This is a genomic window from Polymorphospora sp. NPDC050346 (assembly GCF_040655695.1).
GTDB lineage: Bacteria > Actinomycetota > Actinomycetes > Mycobacteriales > Micromonosporaceae > Polymorphospora > Polymorphospora lycopeni.
Genome location: NZ_JBFAKM010000011.1, coordinates 1 through 19,507, shown reverse-complemented (window position 1 = coordinate 19,507; position 19,507 = coordinate 1). Strand labels below are relative to the sequence as shown.

The 19,507-nt window shown below is 72.1% G+C and carries 18 protein-coding genes; 15 read left to right on the top strand and 3 right to left on the bottom strand.

What is annotated here, in order from left to right; all coding sequences use genetic code 11:
- Nucleotides 1–7 precede the first annotated feature (7 nt).
- The 8 genes from AB0I42_RS13660 to AB0I42_RS13625 all read left to right on the top strand — a co-directional run bounded on the left by AB0I42_RS13660 (nucleotide 8) and on the right by AB0I42_RS13625 (nucleotide 8,793).
- A complete protein-coding gene (locus AB0I42_RS13660) occupies nucleotides 8–1,693 on the top strand; it encodes a hydantoinase B/oxoprolinase family protein (RefSeq protein ID WP_357537194.1) in 1,686 nt (561 codons plus the stop codon).
- Nucleotides 1,686–3,365, top strand: a complete 1,680-nt coding sequence (locus tag AB0I42_RS13655) for a hydantoinase B/oxoprolinase family protein (protein WP_357537192.1) — start codon at nucleotides 1,686–1,688, stop codon at nucleotides 3,363–3,365. The genes AB0I42_RS13660 and AB0I42_RS13655 overlap by 8 nt, the downstream gene beginning before the upstream one ends.
- Nucleotides 3,362–4,624 carry an amidohydrolase family protein gene (locus tag AB0I42_RS13650; RefSeq protein ID WP_357537190.1) on the top strand — a complete coding sequence of 421 codons (1,263 nt, stop codon included), beginning with the start codon at nucleotides 3,362–3,364 and terminating at the stop codon, nucleotides 4,622–4,624. The genes AB0I42_RS13655 and AB0I42_RS13650 overlap by 4 nt, the downstream gene beginning before the upstream one ends.
- Complete coding sequence (locus AB0I42_RS13645; protein WP_357537188.1) at nucleotides 4,621–5,040, top strand: nuclear transport factor 2 family protein; 420 nt, start codon at nucleotides 4,621–4,623, stop codon at nucleotides 5,038–5,040. Before AB0I42_RS13650 ends, AB0I42_RS13645 begins: the two co-directional genes overlap by 4 nt.
- On the top strand, nucleotides 5,037–6,032 hold the full coding sequence (locus AB0I42_RS13640; RefSeq protein WP_357537186.1) for an NADPH:quinone oxidoreductase family protein: 996 nt from the start codon (nucleotides 5,037–5,039) through the stop codon (nucleotides 6,030–6,032). The genes AB0I42_RS13645 and AB0I42_RS13640 overlap by 4 nt, the downstream gene beginning before the upstream one ends.
- Nucleotides 6,033–6,034: 2 nt before the next feature.
- On the top strand, nucleotides 6,035–6,373 hold the full coding sequence (locus AB0I42_RS13635; protein WP_357537184.1) for a TIGR04076 family protein: 339 nt from the start codon (nucleotides 6,035–6,037) through the stop codon (nucleotides 6,371–6,373).
- Nucleotides 6,374–6,508: 135 nt separating this feature from the next.
- Nucleotides 6,509–7,558 (top strand): LLM class flavin-dependent oxidoreductase, encoded by a 1,050-nt coding sequence (locus AB0I42_RS13630; protein ID WP_357537183.1) that lies wholly within the window; start codon nucleotides 6,509–6,511, stop codon nucleotides 7,556–7,558.
- Nucleotides 7,555–8,793 carry an alpha/beta hydrolase gene (locus AB0I42_RS13625; RefSeq protein WP_357537181.1) on the top strand — a complete coding sequence of 413 codons (1,239 nt, stop codon included), beginning with the start codon at nucleotides 7,555–7,557 and terminating at the stop codon, nucleotides 8,791–8,793. The genes AB0I42_RS13630 and AB0I42_RS13625 overlap by 4 nt, the downstream gene beginning before the upstream one ends.
- A gap of 39 nt (nucleotides 8,794–8,832) precedes the next feature.
- On the opposite strand, the gene AB0I42_RS13620 is transcribed toward AB0I42_RS13625, so the two are convergent.
- Both AB0I42_RS13620 and AB0I42_RS13615 read right to left on the bottom strand, forming a co-directional pair.
- Nucleotides 8,833–9,450, bottom strand: coding sequence for a cupin domain-containing protein (locus AB0I42_RS13620; protein WP_357537179.1), 618 nt, complete (start codon nucleotides 9,448–9,450; stop codon nucleotides 8,833–8,835).
- A gap of 239 nt (nucleotides 9,451–9,689) precedes the next feature.
- A complete protein-coding gene (locus tag AB0I42_RS13615; RefSeq protein ID WP_357537177.1) occupies nucleotides 9,690–11,009 on the bottom strand; it encodes a condensation domain-containing protein in 1,320 nt (439 codons plus the stop codon).
- A 132-nt stretch (nucleotides 11,010–11,141) separates the two neighbouring features.
- On the opposite strand from AB0I42_RS13615, the gene AB0I42_RS13610 reads away from it, so the two are divergent.
- The gene (locus tag AB0I42_RS13610) at nucleotides 11,142–11,993 is read left to right on the top strand and encodes a hypothetical protein (protein WP_357537176.1); all 852 of its coding nucleotides are present in this window, start codon (nucleotides 11,142–11,144) and stop codon (nucleotides 11,991–11,993) included.
- Between the two features lie 15 nt (nucleotides 11,994–12,008).
- Here the strand turns inward: AB0I42_RS13610 and AB0I42_RS13605 are convergent, their stop codons facing one another.
- A complete protein-coding gene (locus tag AB0I42_RS13605; RefSeq protein WP_357537174.1) occupies nucleotides 12,009–12,458 on the bottom strand; it encodes an Lrp/AsnC family transcriptional regulator in 450 nt (149 codons plus the stop codon).
- 146 nt (nucleotides 12,459–12,604) lie between these two features.
- Between AB0I42_RS13605 and AB0I42_RS13600 the strand changes: the two genes are divergently transcribed.
- From AB0I42_RS13600 to AB0I42_RS13575, 6 genes are all read left to right on the top strand, one after another.
- Nucleotides 12,605–13,525, top strand: coding sequence for a tryptophan 2,3-dioxygenase family protein (locus AB0I42_RS13600; protein WP_357537172.1), 921 nt, complete (start codon nucleotides 12,605–12,607; stop codon nucleotides 13,523–13,525).
- Between the two features lie 88 nt (nucleotides 13,526–13,613).
- Nucleotides 13,614–14,897, top strand: a complete 1,284-nt coding sequence (gene kynU / locus AB0I42_RS13595; protein ID WP_357537170.1) for a kynureninase — start codon at nucleotides 13,614–13,616, stop codon at nucleotides 14,895–14,897.
- Nucleotides 14,890–16,266 (top strand): NAD(P)/FAD-dependent oxidoreductase, encoded by a 1,377-nt coding sequence (locus AB0I42_RS13590; RefSeq protein ID WP_357537169.1) that lies wholly within the window; start codon nucleotides 14,890–14,892, stop codon nucleotides 16,264–16,266. Before kynU ends, AB0I42_RS13590 begins: the two co-directional genes overlap by 8 nt.
- A 20-nt stretch (nucleotides 16,267–16,286) precedes the next feature.
- Nucleotides 16,287–17,768 (top strand): 2-hydroxymuconic semialdehyde dehydrogenase, encoded by a 1,482-nt coding sequence (locus AB0I42_RS13585; RefSeq protein ID WP_357537501.1) that lies wholly within the window; start codon nucleotides 16,287–16,289, stop codon nucleotides 17,766–17,768.
- On the top strand, nucleotides 17,765–18,553 hold the full coding sequence (locus AB0I42_RS13580) for a fumarylacetoacetate hydrolase family protein (protein ID WP_357537167.1): 789 nt from the start codon (nucleotides 17,765–17,767) through the stop codon (nucleotides 18,551–18,553). Before AB0I42_RS13585 ends, AB0I42_RS13580 begins: the two co-directional genes overlap by 4 nt.
- 73 nt (nucleotides 18,554–18,626) lie before the next feature.
- Nucleotides 18,627–19,507, top strand: an 881-nt coding sequence (locus AB0I42_RS13575) for an acetaldehyde dehydrogenase (acetylating) (protein WP_357537165.1), incomplete at its 3' end; no start/stop codon positions are given.

Sequence of the window (19,507 nt, the reverse complement as noted above, 5' to 3'; positions counted from 1 at the left end):
TAGGCGCATGACCACGTTGGACGGTGCGACGGTAGAGGTCGTCCGCAGCTACCTGCTGTCGGCGGCCGAGGAGATGCGGGCCACCCTGATCCGCACCTCGTTCAACCCGGTCATCTACGAGGTCCACGACTTCGGCATGTCGATGTACGACGCCGGCCTGCGGCTGGTCGCCGAGGCGACCGGGCTCACCTTCTTCCTCGGCGCCAACGACTTCTCGCTGCGCAAGGGCGTCGAGTACGTCGGCCTCGACAACCTGCACCGCGGCGACGTGGTGCTGCTCAACTTCCCGTACTGGAACGCGGCGCACGCCTCCGACGCGACCCTGTTCGCCCCGGTCTTCCAGCCCGACCCGGCCGACCCGGACGCCGACGGCACCCTCGTCGGCTTCCTCTGCGTGCGCGCGCACTGGATGGACCTCGGCGCCAAGGACCCCGGCTACGTCCTGGACTCCACCGACATGCACCAGGAGGGGCTGATCTTCCCGGGCACCAAGGTGGTGTCGAAGGGGGTGCCGGTCCACGAGATCCACGAGCTGATCCGGTTCAACTCCCGGATGCCGGCCGAGGTGCTCGGCGACCTGCACGCCCAGATCGCCGCGCTGCGTACCGGCGAACGCCGCTACCTGGAGATCCTGGCCAAGTTCGGCCGGCCCACCGTCGACGCCGCCATCGACGCGATGATCGCCGACGGCGAGGCCCGGAGCCGGGCCGCCCTGGCCGCGCTGCCGCAGGGCACCTGGACCGCCGAGGACTGGGTCGACGACGACGGCATCACCGAGGACCCGGTGAAGATGCGGGTCACCGTCACCATCGCCGACGGCGAGTTCACCGTCGACTTCGCCGGCTCCGCGCCGGCGACCGCCGGCCCGATCAACATGCCGTACGGCGCCACCGAGGCGATCTGCAAGGTGATCCTGAAGTCGCTGACCTCGCCGGACCAACCGTCGAACGCCGGCACGGTCGCCCCGCTGAAGGTGCTCGCCGAGCCCGGCACGCTCTTCCACGCCGTCTACCCGCAGCCGACGTTCACCCTGTGGACCGGCATCGTCGCGGTCGAACTGATCCTCAAGGCGCTCGCCCAGGGCATGCCGGAACTGCTGCCGGCGTCGTCCGGCGGTGACGTACCCGGGTTCATGATGGTCGGCATCCACCCCGACACCGGGGCGATGTTCGCGGTCAGCAACAACGACCCGGTCGGCTGGGGCGCCACCACCGACCACGACGGCATGAACGCCGCCACCCACGTCTCCGGCAGCACCGGCCGGATCACCCCGGTCGAGGTGCTGGAGGCGCGTACCGGGATGTTCTTCGAACGGATGGAGTTCCGCACCGACTCCGGCGGCGCGGGCCGGTTCCGTGGCGGCGCGGGCCTGCGGCGCGACATCCGGTTCGTGACACCGGGCGAGTTCCTGTCGGTGATCAAGAAGACCCGCAGCCGGCCGTGGGCACTGGACGGCGGCCTGGAGCCGGACCCGAACCAGGTGGTCGTGTTCCCGGGTACGGACCGGGAGGCGCGGGTGTCGACGAAGCGGACCCGGGTCGAGGTGGGGGACCGGATCACGCTGTTGACCGCCGGTGGGGGCGGGCACGGCGACCCCCGCGACCGCGACCCCGACGCCGTACGCCTCGACGTCGCCGAGGGCTACGTCAGCCCGGCCGCCGCCCGCGACGTCTACGGGGTGACCGATGGGTGAGCCCGACGGCGCGACGGTGGAGGTGGTCCGCAGCTATCTCGTGTCGGCCGCCGAGGAGATGCGGGCCGCCCTGGTCCGCACCGCCTTCAACCCGGTCATCTACGAGGTCTACGACTTCGGCATCTCCATCTACGACGCCGACCTGCGGCTGGTCGCCGAGTCGACCGGCCTGAGCCGGTTCCTCGGCGCCAACGACTACTCGATCGGCAAGGGTGTCGAGTACGTCGGCGTCGACAACCTCGAACCCGGCGACGTGGTGCTGCTCAACTACCCGTACTGGAACGCGGCGCACTCGTACGACGCGACCCTGTTCTCGCCGGTGTTCCTGCCCGACCCGGACGGCGACGGCACGCTGATCGGCTTCCTCTGCGTCCGCGCGCACTGGATGGACCTCGGCGCCAAGGACCCCGGCTACGTGCTGGACTCCACCGACATGCACCAGGAAGGCATCATCTTCCCGGGCACCAAGGTCTTCCGGCGCGGCGAGCCGGCCCACGAGATCGTGGAACTGATCCGGTTCAACTCCCGGATGCCGGACCTGGTCATCGGCGACCTGCACGCCCAGGTCGCGGCGCTGCGCACCGGCGAACGCCGGCTGATCGACGTCTACACCCGCTACGGGCGCGAGACCGTCGATGCGGTCGTCGACACCGTCGTCGCGGCCGCCGAGGCGTCCACCGCCGAGGCGGTCGCCGCCCTGCCGCAGGGCTCGTGGACCGCCGTCGACTGGCTCGACGACGACGGCATCAGCGACGAACCGATCCGGATGCAGGTCACCGTGACCGTCGCCGACGGCCGGTTCACCGTCGACTTCGCCGGCTCGTCGCCGGCCGTACCCGGCCCGGTGAACCTGCCGCTCGGCGCGACGATCGCGACCGCCCGGGTCGCGTTCAAGGCGGTGACCACCCCGACCGAGCAGACCAACGCCGGCCACTTCGCCGCCCTTTCGGTACGCGCCGAGCCCGGCACCCTGTTCCACGCCGTCTACCCGGCGGCGACCTTCACCCAGTGGACCGGCACCGTCGCCCTCGAACTCATCTACAAGGCCCTCGCCCAGGGCATGCCGGACCGGCTGCCGGCGTCGTCCGGCGGTGACGTGCCCGGGTTCATGATGGTCGGCATCCACCCCGACACCGGGCAGATGTTCGCGGTCAGCAACAACGACGCGGTCGGCTGGGGCGCCAGCCCCGACCATGACGGCATCGGCCCGGTCAACCACCTGTGCCAGACCCAGGCCCGCAACACCCCGGTCGAGGTCCTCGAAGCCAAGACCGGGATGTTCTTCGAACGGGTCGAGATCCGCGCCGACTCCGGCGGGGCGGGCCGGTTCCGGGGCGGATCGGGGCTGCGGCGGGACATCCGGTTCGTGACGCCGGGCGAGTTCCTGTCGGTGATCAAGAAGACCCGCAGCCGGCCGTGGGCGCTCGACGGTGGCCTGGAGCCGGACCCGAACCAGGTGGTCGTGTTTCCGGGTACGGATCGGGAGGCGCGGGTGTCGACGAAGCGGACCCGGGTCGAGGCGGGGGACCGGATCACGCTGCTGACCGCCGGCGGCGGTGGGCACGGCGACCCGGCCGACCGCGACGTCGCCGCGATCCGCCACGACATCGCCGAGGGCTACGTCACCCCCGCCGCCGCCCGCCAGATCTACGGATTCGAGGACTACCCGTGAGTGAAGAGAAAGTTGCGGCGTCGGCCGTACTGGTGAACTGCACCGTCGTCGACGGCCGGATCGTCGACGGCGTCGGCCCGCTGCCCGACGCGGCCGTCTGGGTACGCGACGACCGGATCGCCGCCGTCGGCCCGCGCGACGAGGTGCTCGCCCAGGCCGGCGAGCAGGGCGGGTTCACGCGCGTCGACCTCGACGGCGCGTACGTCACGCCGGGCCTGACCAACATGCACACCCACCTGTCGCTGTCGCTGCCCGGCAGCGGCGGCGACGGCGTCAAGGGGATGAGCCCGCACGAACTGGCGTTCTACATGGCCGACGGCGCCCGCCGCACCCTCATGTGCGGAGTGACGACGGTCCGCTGCGTGGCCGAGAAGGACCACGCCGACTTCGCCCTGCGCCGCGCGATCACCGCCGGCCGCGTCGTCGGCCCCCGGATCTTCACCGCCGGCCGGGCCCTGGTCTGCACCGGCGGCCACGGCCACGAGAGCGGCGACACCATGGAGTGCGACGGCGCGGACGGCTTCCGGCGCGGCGTACGCAGCCAGGTCAAGGCCGGCGCCGACCTGATCAAGGTGATGATCTCCGGCGGCATCGCCGGCGAGCACGAGTCGATCCACACCCGGCAGCTGTTCACCGACGAGCTGCGCGCCGTCATCGACACCGCGCACGCCTGGGGCCGGCGGGTCACCGCCCACGCCGGGCCGGCGCCGGTCATCGCCGAGGCCGTCGAACTGGGCCTCGACTGCGTCGAGCACGGCTACCAGCTCACCCCCGAGGTCGTCGCCCGGATGGCCGAGCGCGGCACCGCCCTGGTGCCGACCCTGCTGGTCACCCGCTGCAAGGAGTTCTTCGACGAACTCGGCGTGCCGGAGTGGATGCAGTGCCGGTCGCTCGGCGCCGGACCACGGCACCTGGAGAGCTACGCGATGGCGCTGGAAGCCGGCGTCGAGGTGCTGCTCGGCAGCGACATGCCGCCGTTCTGGCACTTCGAGGGAACCAACGCCTCGGTACGCGAACTCGAATACATGTCCGAGGGCGGCATCGGCCCGGCCCGCGCGCTGTACGCCGGCACCCTCGGCCCGATCCGCTGGCTCGGCGCCGAGGCCGACCTCGGCACGGTGGAGACCGGCAAGTACGCCGACCTGGTCGCGATGGACGCCGACCCGACCGCCGAGACGTCGGCGTTCCGTGGCATCCGCTGGGTCATGAAGGGTGGCCGCGTCGTCCGCGACGACCGGTCGGGATGGAGCGCACAGTGAGCACCGAAACCGAAGACCGCGGCGGGGCCGACGCCGACCTGATCCGGGCCGGCATCGACGACCTGTACGACGCGTTCCTCGCCGGCGACCGGCGGCGCTTCGACAGCCACCTGCACGCCGACGTGACCACCTGGGAGACCCACCTGCCCGGGCCGCTGCGGACCCGCGCCGAACTCGACTCGTACCGCGACCGGCGCGACGCCGCCGGCGCCCGCCCGAACCTCGCCGTCCTGGCCGCCACCGACCTGCGTGTCGACGTCTGGGACGACACCGCCGTCGCCCGCTACGTGCTGGTCGCCGAACCGAAGGACGGCTCCGCCCAGCACAGCCGGGTCACCGACGTGCTGCGGCGCACCGACGACGGCTGGCGCATCGTGCACCACCACTCCGAACTGCTCGTGCCGGCCACGGCATGATCCGTCGACTGGTCGCCCTCCGCGACGGTGAGCCCGCCGACGTGCTCACCGTCGCGGAGGTGCCCGACGACCCGCCGCCCGGCCCCGGCGAGGTGACCCTGGCCGTGGACACCGTCGGCCTCAACTTCCTCGACGTGATGCTGTGCCGGGGCACCTATCCGGTCCGCCCCGACCCACCCGTCACCCCGGGCGTGGAGGTCGCCGGCCGGGTCGTCGCCGCCGGCCCCGGCGCCGACCACCTGCTCGGCCAGGACGTGCTCGCCTGCCCGGCGCTGCCGCACGGCGCGCTCGGCGACCGGGTCACCCTCGAGGCCGGCCTGACCGTGCCCCGGCCGGCCGGGATCGGCCCGGTCGAGGCCGCCGCCCTGCCGGTGACGTACCAGACGGCGTGGTTCGCCCTGGAACGCGCCGGGGTACGCGCCGGCGACCTGGTGCTGGTGCACGCCGGTGCCGGCGGGGTCGGCATCGCCGCCACCCAGCTCGCCGTCGCCCGCCGGGCCCGGGTGATCTGCACCGCCGGCGGCCCGGAGAAGGTCGCCCGCTGCCGGGAGAACGGCGCCAGCCTCGCCATCGACTACCACGCCACCGACTTCGTCGAAAAGGTCCGGGAGGCGACCCGGGGGACCGGGGTCGACGTCGTACTCGACCCGGTCGGCGGCGACGTCTTCACCCGGTCGCTCGACTGCCTGGCGTTCGAGGGGCGGATCGTGGTGATCGGCGCCGCCGGCGGGCCACCGCCGCCGGTCGACCCGATGCGGCTGACCGCCGCGAACACCACCGTGATCGGCCTGTCGTGGGGGTCGACGTACCCGTGGCGGCGCCCCGACGCGGTCCGCGACGCGTACGCCCAGCTCTTCGACCTGCACGCGGCCGGCGCGGTCCGGCCGCCGGTGACCCGGGTCGTGCCACTGCACGAGGCGCCGCAGGCGCTGTCCGACCTTGCCGCCGGGCGTACCGTCGGCAAAATCATTGTCCAGGTAGGAGGGAGCTGACCATGACCGAGGACGGGACGCCCACCGAGGGCGACATGGACATCTACGACCTGCGGGTCACCGTCGACCGGATCGAGGGCCGCTCGGTGTGCGGCATGGACGTCGGCGACCACTTCGACCTGACCGACAGCGCACACCTCAAGCTGCCCGAGGGCAAGCACTTCTGCGTGTACGCCCTCGCGTCGGTGCTGCCGTTCCTGGCCGCCAAGCAGCGTGACGTGCCGCCCGGCGACTGGCTCGCCCAGGACTCGCTCTTCGCCTGCCCCGACCCGGAAGAGCGGCTGATCATGCGGGTCGAGCGGACCTGCCGGCGCCGGATGAACTCCGCCGATCTGACCTGATCCCCGCCGGCCGGACCCCACCGGCCTGAACCCCGCCGGCCGTCCGGCCGCGCCGCGACGTCCCGCCGGCCGTCCGGCCACCCGCAGCGTCCCGGCGGACCGCCGTCCGGCCGCCGTCCACCAAGGAGGAACCCCGTGGCACCCGTCGAGATCGGGCTCGGCCTGCAGAGCGACAAGCGGGCCGGCGACTACGCCCGGCTGGCCCGCCGCGCCGAGGAGGACGGCTTCGACGTACTCACCGTCTTCGGTGACCTGATGTACCAGCCGCCGATCTTCCCGCTGCTGGAGATGGCGGCGGCCACCACCCGGGTCCGGCTCGGCACCGCCTGCCTCAACCCGTACTCGATGGCGCCGTACGAGATCGCCGGCCAGGTCGCCGCGCTCGACCTGGCCTCGCACGGCCGGGCCTACCTCGGCCTGGCCCGCGGCACCTGGCTCGGCGCGGTCGGCATCGACCAGCCCCGCCCGCTGGCCGCCCTGGAGGAGGCCGCGCAGGTCGTCTACCGGCTGCTCGGCGGCGACACCACCGGCTTCGAGGGCCGGGTCTTCCGGCTCGCCCCCGGCACCGCCCTGCGGTACGCGGTGCACCGCACCGACCCGCCGCTGCTGCTCGGCGCCTGGGGGCCGCGCGGCGCCGCCCTCGCCGGCCGGATCGCCGGCGAGATCAAGGTCGGCGGCAGCGCCAACCCGGCGATGGTGCGGGTCATCCGCGACCGGGTACGCACCGGCGCCGAGGCCGCCGGCCGCTCCGTCGACGACGTCGGCATCGTGCTCGGCGCGGTCACCGTCGTCGACACCGACGGCGCCGCCGCCCGGGCGAAGGCGCGCACCGAGGTCGCGATGTACCTGGCGGTCGTCGCCGACCTCGACCCGACCGTGGAGATCCCCGCCGACCTGCTGGCCCGGGTCAAGGAACTGGTCGACGCCGGCGCCGACACCGAGGCCGGCCGACTGATCCCCGACGACCTGCTCGACCTCTTCGCCTTCTCCGGCACCCCGGAGCAGGTCGCCGCGCAGGCACAGACCCTGATCGACGCCGGGGTGCGGCGGGTCGAGTTCGGCACCCCGCACGGTCTGACCGACGACCGGGGCGTGGCCCTGCTCGGCTCGGCCGTGCTGCCGTTGCTGCGCCGCGAACCGGTGTCGGCGCGCCCGGCCGCGACCGGGCCGGGGAGCGGGTCGTGACCGCGCCGTCGGCCAACCAGCCGGCCCCGCCGTACGTGCTGGTCGTCGCGGTGGCCGGCCTGGTCGCCGACCGGGACCTGCTCACCGAGGTCGCCGAGGGCGAGTTCACCACGCTGGGCGTCGCCGGCCGGTTCCTGACCGTCCCGGACGCCACCGGGCTGCGCCGCGCGCTCGACAGCGTCGGCCGCGACCCGTCGACCGTCCTCGTCGTACTGCCCGGCCCCGATCCCGCCGTACGGGCGCTCATGGCCGTCGAGGGACCGCACGCGGCCCGTACGGTCTGGTTCGACCTGGCCGTGACCGGGCCGGCACCGGTCGCCGCCGGCTCGGCGCACCTGTGGGGCCGGGGCGTCTGGGGCCTGGGCTGGGCGGTCCGGCACGCGGTGTACCGGCGGCGCGACCCGGCGATCCGGATCGCGTACGGTCCGCACCCCGAGCAGTGGGGCGACCTGCGACTGCCGGCGGGTGCCGGGTCGGCCTCCGGTTCGGATGACCCGTCGGCGACGGGTGCCGGGCCGGCACCGGTCGCGGTGCTGCTGCACGGCGGCTTCTGGCGGTCCGTCTGGGGCGCCGACCTGATGGACGCGCTCGCCATCGACCTCGCCGGCCGTGGCTACGCGGTGTGGAACCTGGAGTACCGCCGCCCGGACCGGCACGGCTGGGACACCACCGCCGCCGACGTCGCCGCCGGCCTCGACGCGCTGGCCGACCTCGACCGGCTGGCCGCGACCGGCCACGCCGGGGAGCCAACCCTCAACCTCGACCTCAACCTAAACCTCGACTTGAACTTTAGGGTCGACCTCGACCGGATCGCGGTCATCGGACACTCGGCCGGCGCCCAACTCGCGCTGCGGGTCGCCGCCGACACCCGGCGCCCCGCGCTGGTCGTCTCGCTGGCCGGGGTGCTCGACCTCGCCGAGGGCGACCGCCGCGACATCGGCTCGGGCGCCGTCGCCGGCGCGCTCGGCGGCCGGCACGACGACCTGCCGGCGGTCTACGCGGCCGCCGACCCGATGGCCCGGCTACCGGTCGGCGTGCCGCAACTCGTCGTCCAGGGCCACGCCGACGACCTCGACCTGCGCGACTTCAACCGCCGGTACGTCGCCTCCGCGCGGGCCGCCGGCGACGAGGTGGTCCACCTCGAACACCCCGGCGACCACTTCTCGGTCATCGACCCGGGGGCGTACGTGTGGCGGGCCGCGGCGGCCGAACTCGACCGCCGCCTGAACCCGTAGGAGCGCTCCCGCCCTGTTACGTGTGAGTGAACACGGCGATCAGAACAGCCGCGGCGTGACCACCGAGACGACCGTCGTCACCTTGTCGGTGTCGTTGTAGAGCCGGTGCGGCGCGTTCGACCGCAGATGCAGGCTGTCCCCCGGGTGCAGCCGGTGCTCCACCCCGTCGACCTCGTAAAGCAGCTCGCCGCTGACCACGTAGGCGAACTCCTCACCACCGTGCCCGTACGCCTCGTCCCGCCGGCCACCGGGCGCGATGTGCACCAGCATCGGCTCCAGCACCAGGTTGGGGCCCCGGTCCGACAGCATCCGGTAGGTCTGCTGGCCGGAGACGTATTCGGTGGCGCCGCTCGCCGCCCGGGTCAGCGTGAAATGGGTGGGCAGCCGGGCCGACGGCACCTCCTCGGCGGGGGCCGGACCGTCGTCGAAGAACTCCGCGACCGGCCGGTCGAGGGCCGCCGCCACACTGTTCAGCGCGGTCAGCCCGATCGATGAGACACCCCGCTCGACCTGCGACAGGAAGCCGATCGACAGGCCGGACCGGGCGGCCAGGCCGCGCAGGGTCAGGCCCCGTTCGGTGCGGAACCGCCGCATCCGTGCGCCGACCAGATCCGGTCGGGCGTCGTCCTGCCGGGTGTGGCGTTCCGATGTGTGCACGGGTCCTCCTGGAAAGGCCGGCGCGGGCGGGGGCAGCCCGGGCTAGTCTTGTTCGATCCTATCGAACTTGACCTGCGTGAGGGTATGGCCGAGTCGGTCACAACCGACCCTCCGGTCATCCGGATCCGGCCGGCGGCCGGCACCGGTCACCCCTGCCGGCCGGGTCGTGGCGACACCCGGCGCCACCGGCCCGCCGGTCGGCGGTGGAGCGTCCCCGGTGGCCGACCACCCCTGTGGCGTCAGCCCGCCTCGACGGCCTCGCCGCGCAGCCGTGCCCCGATCTCGTCGAGCAGCCGCCCGACCGTCGACGCGTCGTGGACCGCCGGGTCGTAGTGGATCGCGAACCGGACGGCGCCGTCGACGAATCCCGCCGCGACATCCAGCAGGTGCGGCCGGGCACCGGCCGGCGCGGGCTCCGGTCCGGCCGACCCGGCGACCGGCACCAGCAGGCCCGCCGGACGGGTCGCGTCGGATCCCGCCAGATAGCTGAAGCTGACCTGCGGCGCGGCGACGTCGGCCAGCCGTTCGTCGCCCCGGGTACGCAGCAGCAGGCCGTACCCGAGACCGTCGAGCGGTACGGCCGCCACCTGGCGGCGCACCTCGGCCGCCGCCGACAGACCGGTCAGACCCGGGTCGACGTGCAGGCGCAGCGGATAGCAGAACTCGAACCGGCCGATGGTCCGGCTGACGTCGATCCCCGGTACCGGAGACCGCCGGCCCGGCGACGCCACCGCGAGCGTGCAGTGTGCACCGCCCTGCCAGCGCGCCACCGTCGCGGCCACGGCGGCCAGCAGCAGATCGGCGAGATCGAGCCCGGCCGCGCCGGCGGCCCGTGCCACGGCGTCGGCCGCCGCCCTGGACAGTGTCGCGGTGAGCACTGCCCGTGGTCCGGTCGAGCCGGCCCCCTCCGACCGGTCGACCGGCACCGACTCGCGCCGCCGCTGGGCCAGCCAGAACGGGACCTGCTCGGCCAGTGCCGCCTCCGACGCGTACCGGTCCAGGGCCGCCGCCCAGATCTGGTACGGAGCGGTGGGTGCCGCCGGCCCGTTGCCGTCCAGCCACCCCTGGAGGTCGTCCAACACCAGCGCCAGGGACAGTTCGTCGACGACCAGCGGGTTGCAGATGACGAGCATCCGGTCCCGGCGGCCGCCGCCCAGCCGCAGGTGCTCGACGCGTACCGGGGCGGTGTGGGAGGTCCGGGCACCGGCCGCGACCGCCGCCACCGCCGGCTCCACCTCGTCGTCGCCGACACCGGACAGGTCGTGGCTCTCGAACGGGGGGTCGCCCGGATCGGCGCAGCTCTGCCACCACCGCGAGCCGTCGTGGGCCAGGCGCAGCCGGAGACCGTCGTGCCGCAGCATCGTCCGCCGCACCGCCGTGGCCACCCGCGCCGGCGCGATCCGCCGGGTCAGTTCCACGTGGAGGACGTGGTCGGCGTGGTCGGGACCGGACGGCGACGCGATGTCGTCGAGGAAGACGGCCTGGGCGGGGGTGACCGGGAACGCGGCGTCGCCGAACGGGTTCGCGTCGACGTACCGGTCGACGTCGGTAACGGACATGTGCACTCACCTCGCCGGTCTCGGGAAAGGCTGGTCAGCGGATGCCGGTCCGGTTCGCTGCGCAAGGGACCACCGGGTGGCTGCCCGGCTGCCGAACAATGTAGACAACCTGGCCGACCTCCCAGCGGAACTGTGTCAACGCTCCGAAAGGTGCTCGCGGCCGTCGCCCGGTCGTTCGACCGCCAGTCCGGCCGCACGCTCTACGACATTCCGCTGCCCGCCACGCAGGAGTTCGCCGACATGTTCGCGGGCCACTGCCGCGAACACGGCCTCGACGCCGCGCTGCGCCGATTCCCGCGCCGGGTCGCGCACCGTGACCGGGTCCGGCGGGCCGTCGCCGGGGGAGACTCCGACTTCCTGATGAGCGGGGTACCGGTCGTCGTCGTGGGTGGCCTGCCCGTCGACCGCCCGTTGCCGGTGACCGCGACACCCGACGAGTGGGGCTGGTGCCGGATACGTATCGAGGTCTCCACGGCCCGGGCCGCGGAGACCCGGCCGCTCGGCCCGATCGGCGTCGACTGCGCCCGGTTCGCGTTCGCCGACGCGGACGCGTTGAACGCCTGGACACACGACGACCCGATCGACGGCCGCGCCGACATCGTGTTCTGGGGCCGGGACAAGACCACCGTCGCCGCCGAACTCGGCGCGCCGTCCACCGGGACACCCGGTGACGACGTGTACGGCTGGCTCGACCTGCCGGTCGGCGAGGCCCACGCCAGGGCGGTGGAACTGGACGAACTGCGCAACCGGCCGGGCGGTCCCCGGTTCGCCTACGACTTCCGCCCGCACTCGCACCACTGGCAGGTGATGGCCGGCGTCCAGGTGTCCGAGCACGAGGCCGCGACCATCGACGTCGGCGGCGCCCGCGTCATGTTCGCGATGACGTCGGTCGGCGACGGCTTCTTCCCCGTCCACGCCGAACTCGACGCGGCGGGCGGCGTCGTCGCCGTCGAGGTGACCGTCAGCGGCGAGCCGCAGCCGTAGCGGGCCGCCGCCCGGTCACGCCTCGGGCGGCTCGGCCCGGGTCACCGGGCGCCAGCCGAGCGGCGTCGACAGCACCATCGTGCTCGACGGCTGGCCGTACGGCGCCAACCGGTCGATCACCCGCTCGAAGTGCTCCATCGAACCGGCCGCCACCTTCAACAGGCTGCACGCGTCGCCGGTGATCCGGTGGATCTCCAGGATCTCCGGCCACTTCGCCACCTCCGGGTCGCGCAGGATGCAGTGCGCCCCGTAGCAGGACATCCGGATCATGGCCACCACCGACCAGCCGGCCCGGGGCAGATCGACGTGCGCGTGGTAGCCGCCGATCACCCCGGATTCCTCCAGCCGGCGGATCCGCTCGGCCACCGCCGGCGGCGACAGGTGCACCCTGCGTGACAGCTCGCTGAAGGAGAGCCGGGCATCGCGCTGCAGCTCCCCGAGGAGCGCCCAATCCATCTCGTCCACGTTCACTTTTCCTTCGTTAAGTCAGTACCTCAATCTAGCTCCTGATCCAGAGGTCTAGCAGCGTGAACACCGTTCATCCGGTCTTCAAGATTCACCCTGATCAAGGAGATCATGGGGTAACTCAGCGCGAGGGAGGGACGCAGCGCATGAAGAGCACCGAACTGGCCGAGCCGGACGTACGCCCGGCCGACCCGTCCGCCCCGGCCGTACGGCCGGCGACTGCCGACGAACGTGAGCGGCGCGCCGCGGCCAACGCCGGCGAGCCGACGGTCGAGTTCACCGACCGCGTGCCGTACGACGCGTACGTGCATGCCAGCACCCTGCACAGCCTCCAGCAGACGTTGAGCAAGGACCCGGGCGAGATGTCCTTCCTCATGGTCAGCCAGATCATGGAGCTCTACTTCGGCCTCACCCGCTTCGAGCTGCTCGAGACCCAGCGGCTGCTGCGCGCCGACGACGTCTGGGGCGCGCTCGCCCCGCTGCGCCGCGCCGCCCTGCACCTCGAGGGACTCAACGCCTCCTGGCAGACGCTGCGCTGGATGACGCCCGCCGACTTCAACCGCTTCCGCGACCTGCTCGGCGAGGGCTCCGGCTTCCAGTCGGCGATGTACCGGCACCTGGAGTTCCTGCTCGGCCTGAAGACCCCGTCACTGGTCCGCCCGTTCCGCCGGCAGGCCGAGGTGTACGCCGAACTCGTCGAGACCCTCGAGGCCCCGAGCCTCTGGGACGACGTCATCGCCGTACTCGCCCGCCGCGGGCACGCGATCCCGCAGGCACTCCTTGATCGGGACACCGCGCAGGAGCACGAGGCGCACCCGGCCGTCGAACAGGCCTGGGTACGCGTCTACGAGCAGAACACCCCCGACAACCACCTGCGGATGCTCGGCGAAGCGCTGACCGAGGTCGCCGAACAGTTCGGCGACTGGCGTTACCGGCACCTCAAGGCCGTCCAGCGCACCATGGGCGCCAAGGTCGGCAGCGGCGGCTCGGCCGGCGTGACATGGTTGCAGCGCAGCATGGCCCGCGTGGTCTTCCCCGAGATCTGGTCCGCCCGGACCTCCATGTGACCGGAGAGAACAACATGAGCGAGCGCAGTGAGCGAATCAGTCGGCTCAGGTTGTCTCATGGCGGCCGCGAGCGTAGCGAGTGGACGTCATGAGCGAGCGCAGCGAAGAGGACGCCTACCGGCGTGACGCCGCCGACCCCGGCCACCGCGAACTGTTCCACGTCCCACCCGCCGACGGCGGCCGCTACGCCGAGGTCGCCTACTTCGCCGGCAACTCACTCGGCCTGCAACCGCGCGCGACCGTCCCCGACCTGCTCGACGATCTCGGCGACTGGGCCCGGCTCGGCGTGGAGGGGCACCTCGAGGCGGGCCGGCCGTGGCTGCCGTACCACGAGTTCCTGACCGGGACCGCGGCCCGGCTGGTCGGCGCCCTGCCCTCCGAGGCGGTCGTGATGAACTCGCTGACCGTCAACCTGCACCTGCTGATGGTCTCGTTCTACCGCCCCTCGGGCACCCGCACCCGGATCGTCATCGAGGACACCGCCTTCCCGTCCGACAGCTACGCCGTGCGCAGCCAGGCCGTGTTCCACGGCCTCGACCCCGACGAGACCGTCGTACGGCTGCGTCCGCGCCCCGGCGAGGAGAACCTGCGCACCGAGGACGTGCTGGCCTACCTGCGCGACGAGGGCGACCGGGTGGCGCTGGTGCTGCTCGGCGGTGTCAACTACCTCACCGGCGAACTGATGGACATCGAGACGATCACGGCCGCCGGCCGGGCCGCCGGTGCCGTCGTCGGCTGGGATCTCGCGCACGCCGCCGGCAACGTGTCGCTGAAGCTGCACGACTGGGACGTCGACTTCGCCGCCTGGTGCTCCTACAAATACCTGAACTCCGGCCCGGGCGCACTCGCCGGCGCGTTCGTCCACGAACGCCACCACGGCGCCGACCTGCCCCGCTTCGAGGGCTGGTGGAGCACCGAGCCGGCGACCCGGTTCGAGATGACCCCGGTGTCCCGGCCGCCGGCGACCGCCGACGCCTGGCAGATCTCCAACCCGCCGATCTATGCGATGGGGCCGGTACGCACCTCGCTGGAGATCTTCGACCGGGTCGGCATGCCCGCCCTGCGCGAACGCAGCCTGCGCCTCACCGGCTACCTCGAGGAACTGCTCGACGAGGTCACCGCGAACCGGCCGCTCACCGTGATCACCCCGCGCGACCCGGCCCGGCGCGGCTGCCAGCTGTCGGTACGCACCGGCGACGGCAGCGCCTCCGACCTGACCCGGCGGCTCCGGCACGAACACGGCGTGATCGCCGACGCCCGCGAACCCGACGTCGTCCGGTTCGCGCCGGTGCCGCTCTACTCGACCTACCACGACTGTTGGCGGGCCGCGCAGGCCCTCGCCGCGACGGTGAAGGAGTTGGGACGTGACTAGTCGATCGCGGGTCGCGGTCGTCGGCGCGGGACTGGCCGGCTGCCTGCTCGCCTGCTACCTGGCCCGGCGCGGCCACCGGGTCACCGTCTACGAGCGGCGCCCCGACCCGCGCAGCGGCACCGCCGAACGCGGGCGCTCGATCAACCTGGCGCTCTCCGAGCGCGGACTCGACGCGCTGCGCCGCATCGACCTCGACAAGCAGGTGATGGCCGACGCGCTCCCGATGCGCGGCCGCATGATCCACCCGATCGCCGGGCCGCTCGACCTCCAGCTCTACAGCGCCGGCGGCGACCGCGCCATCAACTCGATCAGCCGTGGCGCGCTCAACAACGCCCTTCTCGATGCCGCGCAGGCCGCCGACGGCGTCGAGATCGTTTTCTCGCACCGGCTCGTCGGCCTCGACCCGGCGACCGGCGCGATGACCTACCAGACCCCGGACGGCGAAGCCCACGCCGACGCCGACGTCGTGATCGGCACCGACGGCGCCGGTTCCGCCGTACGCGGGCAACTGCTCGCCCACGACCTGCTCACCGAGAGCCTCGACTTCCTCGACTACGGCTACAAGGAACTCACCATCCCGCCGGTCGACGGCGACTTCGCCCTCGACCCGGGCGCGCTGCACATCTGGCCGCGCGGCACCTCGATGATGATCGCCCTGCCCAACCCGGACCGGTCGTTCACCTGCACCCTGTTCTGGCCCACCGGCGGCACCGGCAGCTTCGCGTCGCTGTCCAGCCCGGCAGCCATCGAACGGCACTTCGCCACCCACTACCCGGACCTGCCGCCGATCGCCCCGAACCTGGTCGACGACTACCAGCACAACCCGGTCGGCCTGCTCGGCACCGTACGGTGCGGCCCCTGGCACGCCGGCGGCCGGGTCGCACTGCTCGGCGACGCCGCGCACGCCATCGTCCCATTCTACGGCCAGGGCGCCAACTGCGCCTTCGAGGACGTCGTCGTGCTCGACCGCTGCCTCGACGACACCGGCGACGACTGGGCCCGCGCCCTGCCGCTGTTCGATGAGCGCCGGCGCGACGACACCGAGGCGATCGCCCAGATGGCCCTCGCCAACTTCGTCGAGATGCGCGACAAGGTCGCCTCACCGGTCTTCCAGTACGGGCGCAAGATCGAGCACGCCCTCGAGAAGGCGCTGCCCGGCCGCTACGTCTCCCGCTACGAGATGGTCTCGTTCTCCACCACGCCGTACGCCCAGGTGCAGCGACGGGTCCGCACCCAGCACCGGGTGCTCGGCGCGGCGGTGGCCGGGGCGGCGGCGCTCCTGATCGGGGCGCTGGGTGCCGCCGTCACGAAGCGGGCCATCGGCACCAGCCGGCGCCGGCTGTCTGGCACCGGAGAGGGGGAGGCGTGAACCTCTGGCATCCCGAACTGATGTCGGGGCGGCCGTCCGGCCAGCCCGGCCTGCTACGCAACTACGTCGGCGGCGAGTTCGTCGACACCGGCAACCGGTTCCCGAAGGTCTCCCCGGTCACCGGCCAGACCATCTTCGAGGTCGCCGAGGCAGATCAGTCCACGGTGGACGCGGCGGTGGGTGCGGCGCGGTCGGCGTTGCGGGGGCCGTGGGGTCGGATGGGTGAGCGGGAGCGGGCGGCGGTGTTGTACCGGGTCGCCGACGAGTTGGAGCGTCGGTTCGATGATCTGGTGGCGGCGGAGGTTGGGGACACCGGTAAGTCGATTTCGCAGGCGCGGAGTCTCGACATTCCTCGTGGTGCGGCGAACTTCCGCGCGTTCGCGGAGATCGTGTCCACCACGCCGACGGAGTCGTTCACGACCGTGACCCCATCCGGTGGTCGGGCTTTGAACTACGCCGTGCGTAAGCCGGTCGGGGTTGTGGCGGTGATCGTGCCGTGGAATCTGCCGCTGTTGCTGTTGACGTGGAAGGTGGCGCCGGCCCTTGCCTGCGGGAATGCGGTGATTGTGAAGCCGTCGGAGGAGACGCCGTCGTCGGCGACGTTGTTGGCCGAGGTGATGGCGGCGGCGGGGGTTCCTGACGGTGTTTTCAATGTGGTGCATGGGTTCGGGCCGGGGTCGGCGGGGGAGTTTTTGACCCGGCATCCGGGGGTGGATGCGATCACGTTCACGGGGGAGTCGGCGACTGGTGGGGCGATCATGCGGGCGGCGGCGGATGGTGTGAAGGCGGTGTCGTTCGAGTTGGGCGGTAAGAACGCCGGCCTGGTTTTCGCGGACGCTGATCTGGATGCCGCTGTCGAGGGTTCGGTGCGGTCGTCGTTCACCAACGGTGGTCAGGTGTGTCTGTGCACGGAGCGGTTGTTCGTGCAGCGGCCGGTGTTCGAGGAGTTCGTGTCGCGGTTGGCGAAGCGGGCGGATGAGTTGAGTTTCGGCTGGCCGGCTGACGAGGCGACGGTGAACATGCCGTTGATTTCGCACAAGCATCGGGAGAAGGTCCTCGGTTATTACGACCTGGCCCGAGCCGAGGGGGCGACGGTCCTGGCTGGTGGTGGGGTGCCCGAGTTCGGTGACGGGCGTGATGGTGGCGCGTATGTGCGGCCGACGGTGTTGACCGGGCTTGGCCCGGATGCGCGGGTGAACCGTGAGGAGGTGTTCGGACCCGTATGCCACGTCGCGCCGTTCGACGATGAGGACGAGGCGTTCGCTCTGGCCAATGACAGTGAGTACGGGCTTGCCGGGACGGTGTGGACGCGGGATGTGGGTCGGGCGCATCGGGCTGGTGCGCGTTTGGAGGCGGGGATCGTGTGGGTGAACACGTGGTTCCTGCGGGATCTGCGGACGCCGTTCGGCGGGGTGAAGGCGTCTGGTGTGGGTCGTGAGGGCGGCACCCATTCCCTGGACTTCTATTCGGAGCTGACGAACGTGTGTGTGGATCTGTCATGACCTTTGTGGATGATGCTGCGGCGTTGCTTCGGGGCGCTTACGAGACCGGGACTCCCGTGCCTCCGTTGCGGGAGGCGGTTCTGCCGGTCGGTGATGTCGATGCGGCATACGCCGTGCAGCAGGCGCAGGTCACCGAGTGGCTGGCGGCTGGTCGTCGTCGGGTCGGGGCGAAGATCGGTTTGACGTCGCCGGTGGTGCAGCAGGCGTTCGGGGTGTTCCAGCCCGACTTTGGGGTGTTGTTCGCTGACATGGCGGTCCCGGACGGCGGCGAGGTTGACCTCGGCGGGTTGATCCAACCGAGGGTGGAGGCGGAGGTCGCGTTCGTCCTCGGTTCCGGTCTGCCGTTCGAGCGGGTGACGGTCGCCGACGTGGTTCGGGCGACGGATCACATTCTTCCGGCGATCGAGGTCGTGGATTCGCGGATCGCGGGTTGGGACATCTCGATCGTGGACACGGTCGCGGACAACGCGTCGTCGGGTCTGTTTGTGCTCGGTAATCAGCCCCGGCGTCTGTCGGACGTCGACCTTCGGGTGGCCGGGATGGTTCTCGAACATGCTGGCGAGCCGGTCTCGGTCGGCGCCGGCGCCGCGTGTCTGGGGAATCCGGTGCACGCGGTTGCCTGGTTGGCGCAGACGCTGGCCGTCGCGGGTAGCCCGCTCGCAGCCGGTGATGTGGTGTTGTCCGGGGCGTTGGGGCCGATGGTGTCGGTCACGCCTGGGGCGGCGTATGAGGCGCGGATCTCCGGCGTGGGTTCGGTGCGGGTCTGCTTCTCGGGAGGGTCGTGATGGGCGGACGGGGTGACCGGATCGGCTGGCCCGGTGTGGACTGTGCCGGCCGTGGACTAAGCGAGGAGACGTCATGACCACGGGTGTGGCGGTGATCGGGTCGGGGAACATCGGTACCGATCTGATGATCAAGGTGTTGCGGTTGTCGGAGTCGTTGCGGATGGTCGCGATGGTCGGTATCGACCCCGACTCCGACGGTCTGGCCCGTGCGCGACGTCTGGGTGTCGCGACGACGGCTGAGGGTATCGACGGGCTGCTCGGGATGCCGGAGTTCGCGGACGTGCAGGTGGTGTTTGACGCGACGTCGGCGGGTGCGCACAAGCGGCACGCGGAGTTGTTGCGTGAGCATGGCCGTCTGGTGGTGGATCTGACGCCGGCCGCGGTCGGGCCGTATGTGGTGCCGCCGGTGAATCTGGACGAGCATCTGTCCGAGCCGAATGTGAACATGGTGACGTGTGGTGGTCAGGCGACCGTCCCGATCGTCGCCGCGGTCGGTCGGGTCACGCCGGTGGCGTATGCGGAGATCGTGGCGTCGATCGCGTCGAGGTCGGCGGGGCCGGGGACGCGGGCGAACATCGACGAGTTCACCGAGACGACGGCGCGGGCGATCGAGGTCGTTGGTGGTGCCCGGGCGGGTAAGGCGATCATCGTGCTGAACCCGGCTGATCCGCCGCTGTTGATGCGTGACACCGTCTACTGCCTGTGCCCGGACCGGGACGTGGACCGGGATGCGATCGCCGCGTCGGTGGAGGCGATGGTCGCCACCGTTGCCGAGTACGTTCCCGGCTACCGACTCAAGCAGACGGTGCAGTTCGACGAGGTCGACGCCTACGTGCCGGCTCTGGGAACGGCGTTCGCCGGGGTGCAGGTGTCGGTGTTCCTGGAGGTGTCCGGGGCCGGGCACTACCTGCCGGCGTATGCCGGGAATCTGGACATCATGACGTCGGCGGCGTT

Coding starts and splice junctions, on each gene's coding strand:
- AB0I42_RS13640 (WP_357537186.1), top strand. CDS start 5,037: ATGATCCGTCGACTGGTCGCCCTCCGCGACGGTGAGCCCGCCGACGTG.
- AB0I42_RS13585 (WP_357537501.1), top strand. CDS start 16,287: ATGTCGGGGCGGCCGTCCGGCCAGCCCGGCCTGCTACGCAACTACGTC.
- AB0I42_RS13600 (WP_357537172.1), top strand. CDS start 12,605: ATGAAGAGCACCGAACTGGCCGAGCCGGACGTACGCCCGGCCGACCCG.
- AB0I42_RS13660 (WP_357537194.1), top strand. CDS start 8: ATGACCACGTTGGACGGTGCGACGGTAGAGGTCGTCCGCAGCTACCTG.
- AB0I42_RS13655 (WP_357537192.1), top strand. CDS start 1,686: ATGGGTGAGCCCGACGGCGCGACGGTGGAGGTGGTCCGCAGCTATCTC.
- AB0I42_RS13580 (WP_357537167.1), top strand. CDS start 17,765: ATGACCTTTGTGGATGATGCTGCGGCGTTGCTTCGGGGCGCTTACGAG.
- AB0I42_RS13635 (WP_357537184.1), top strand. CDS start 6,035: ATGACCGAGGACGGGACGCCCACCGAGGGCGACATGGACATCTACGAC.
- kynU (WP_357537170.1), top strand. CDS start 13,614: ATGAGCGAGCGCAGCGAAGAGGACGCCTACCGGCGTGACGCCGCCGAC.
- AB0I42_RS13615 (WP_357537177.1), bottom strand. CDS start 11,009: ATGTCCGTTACCGACGTCGACCGGTACGTCGACGCGAACCCGTTCGGC.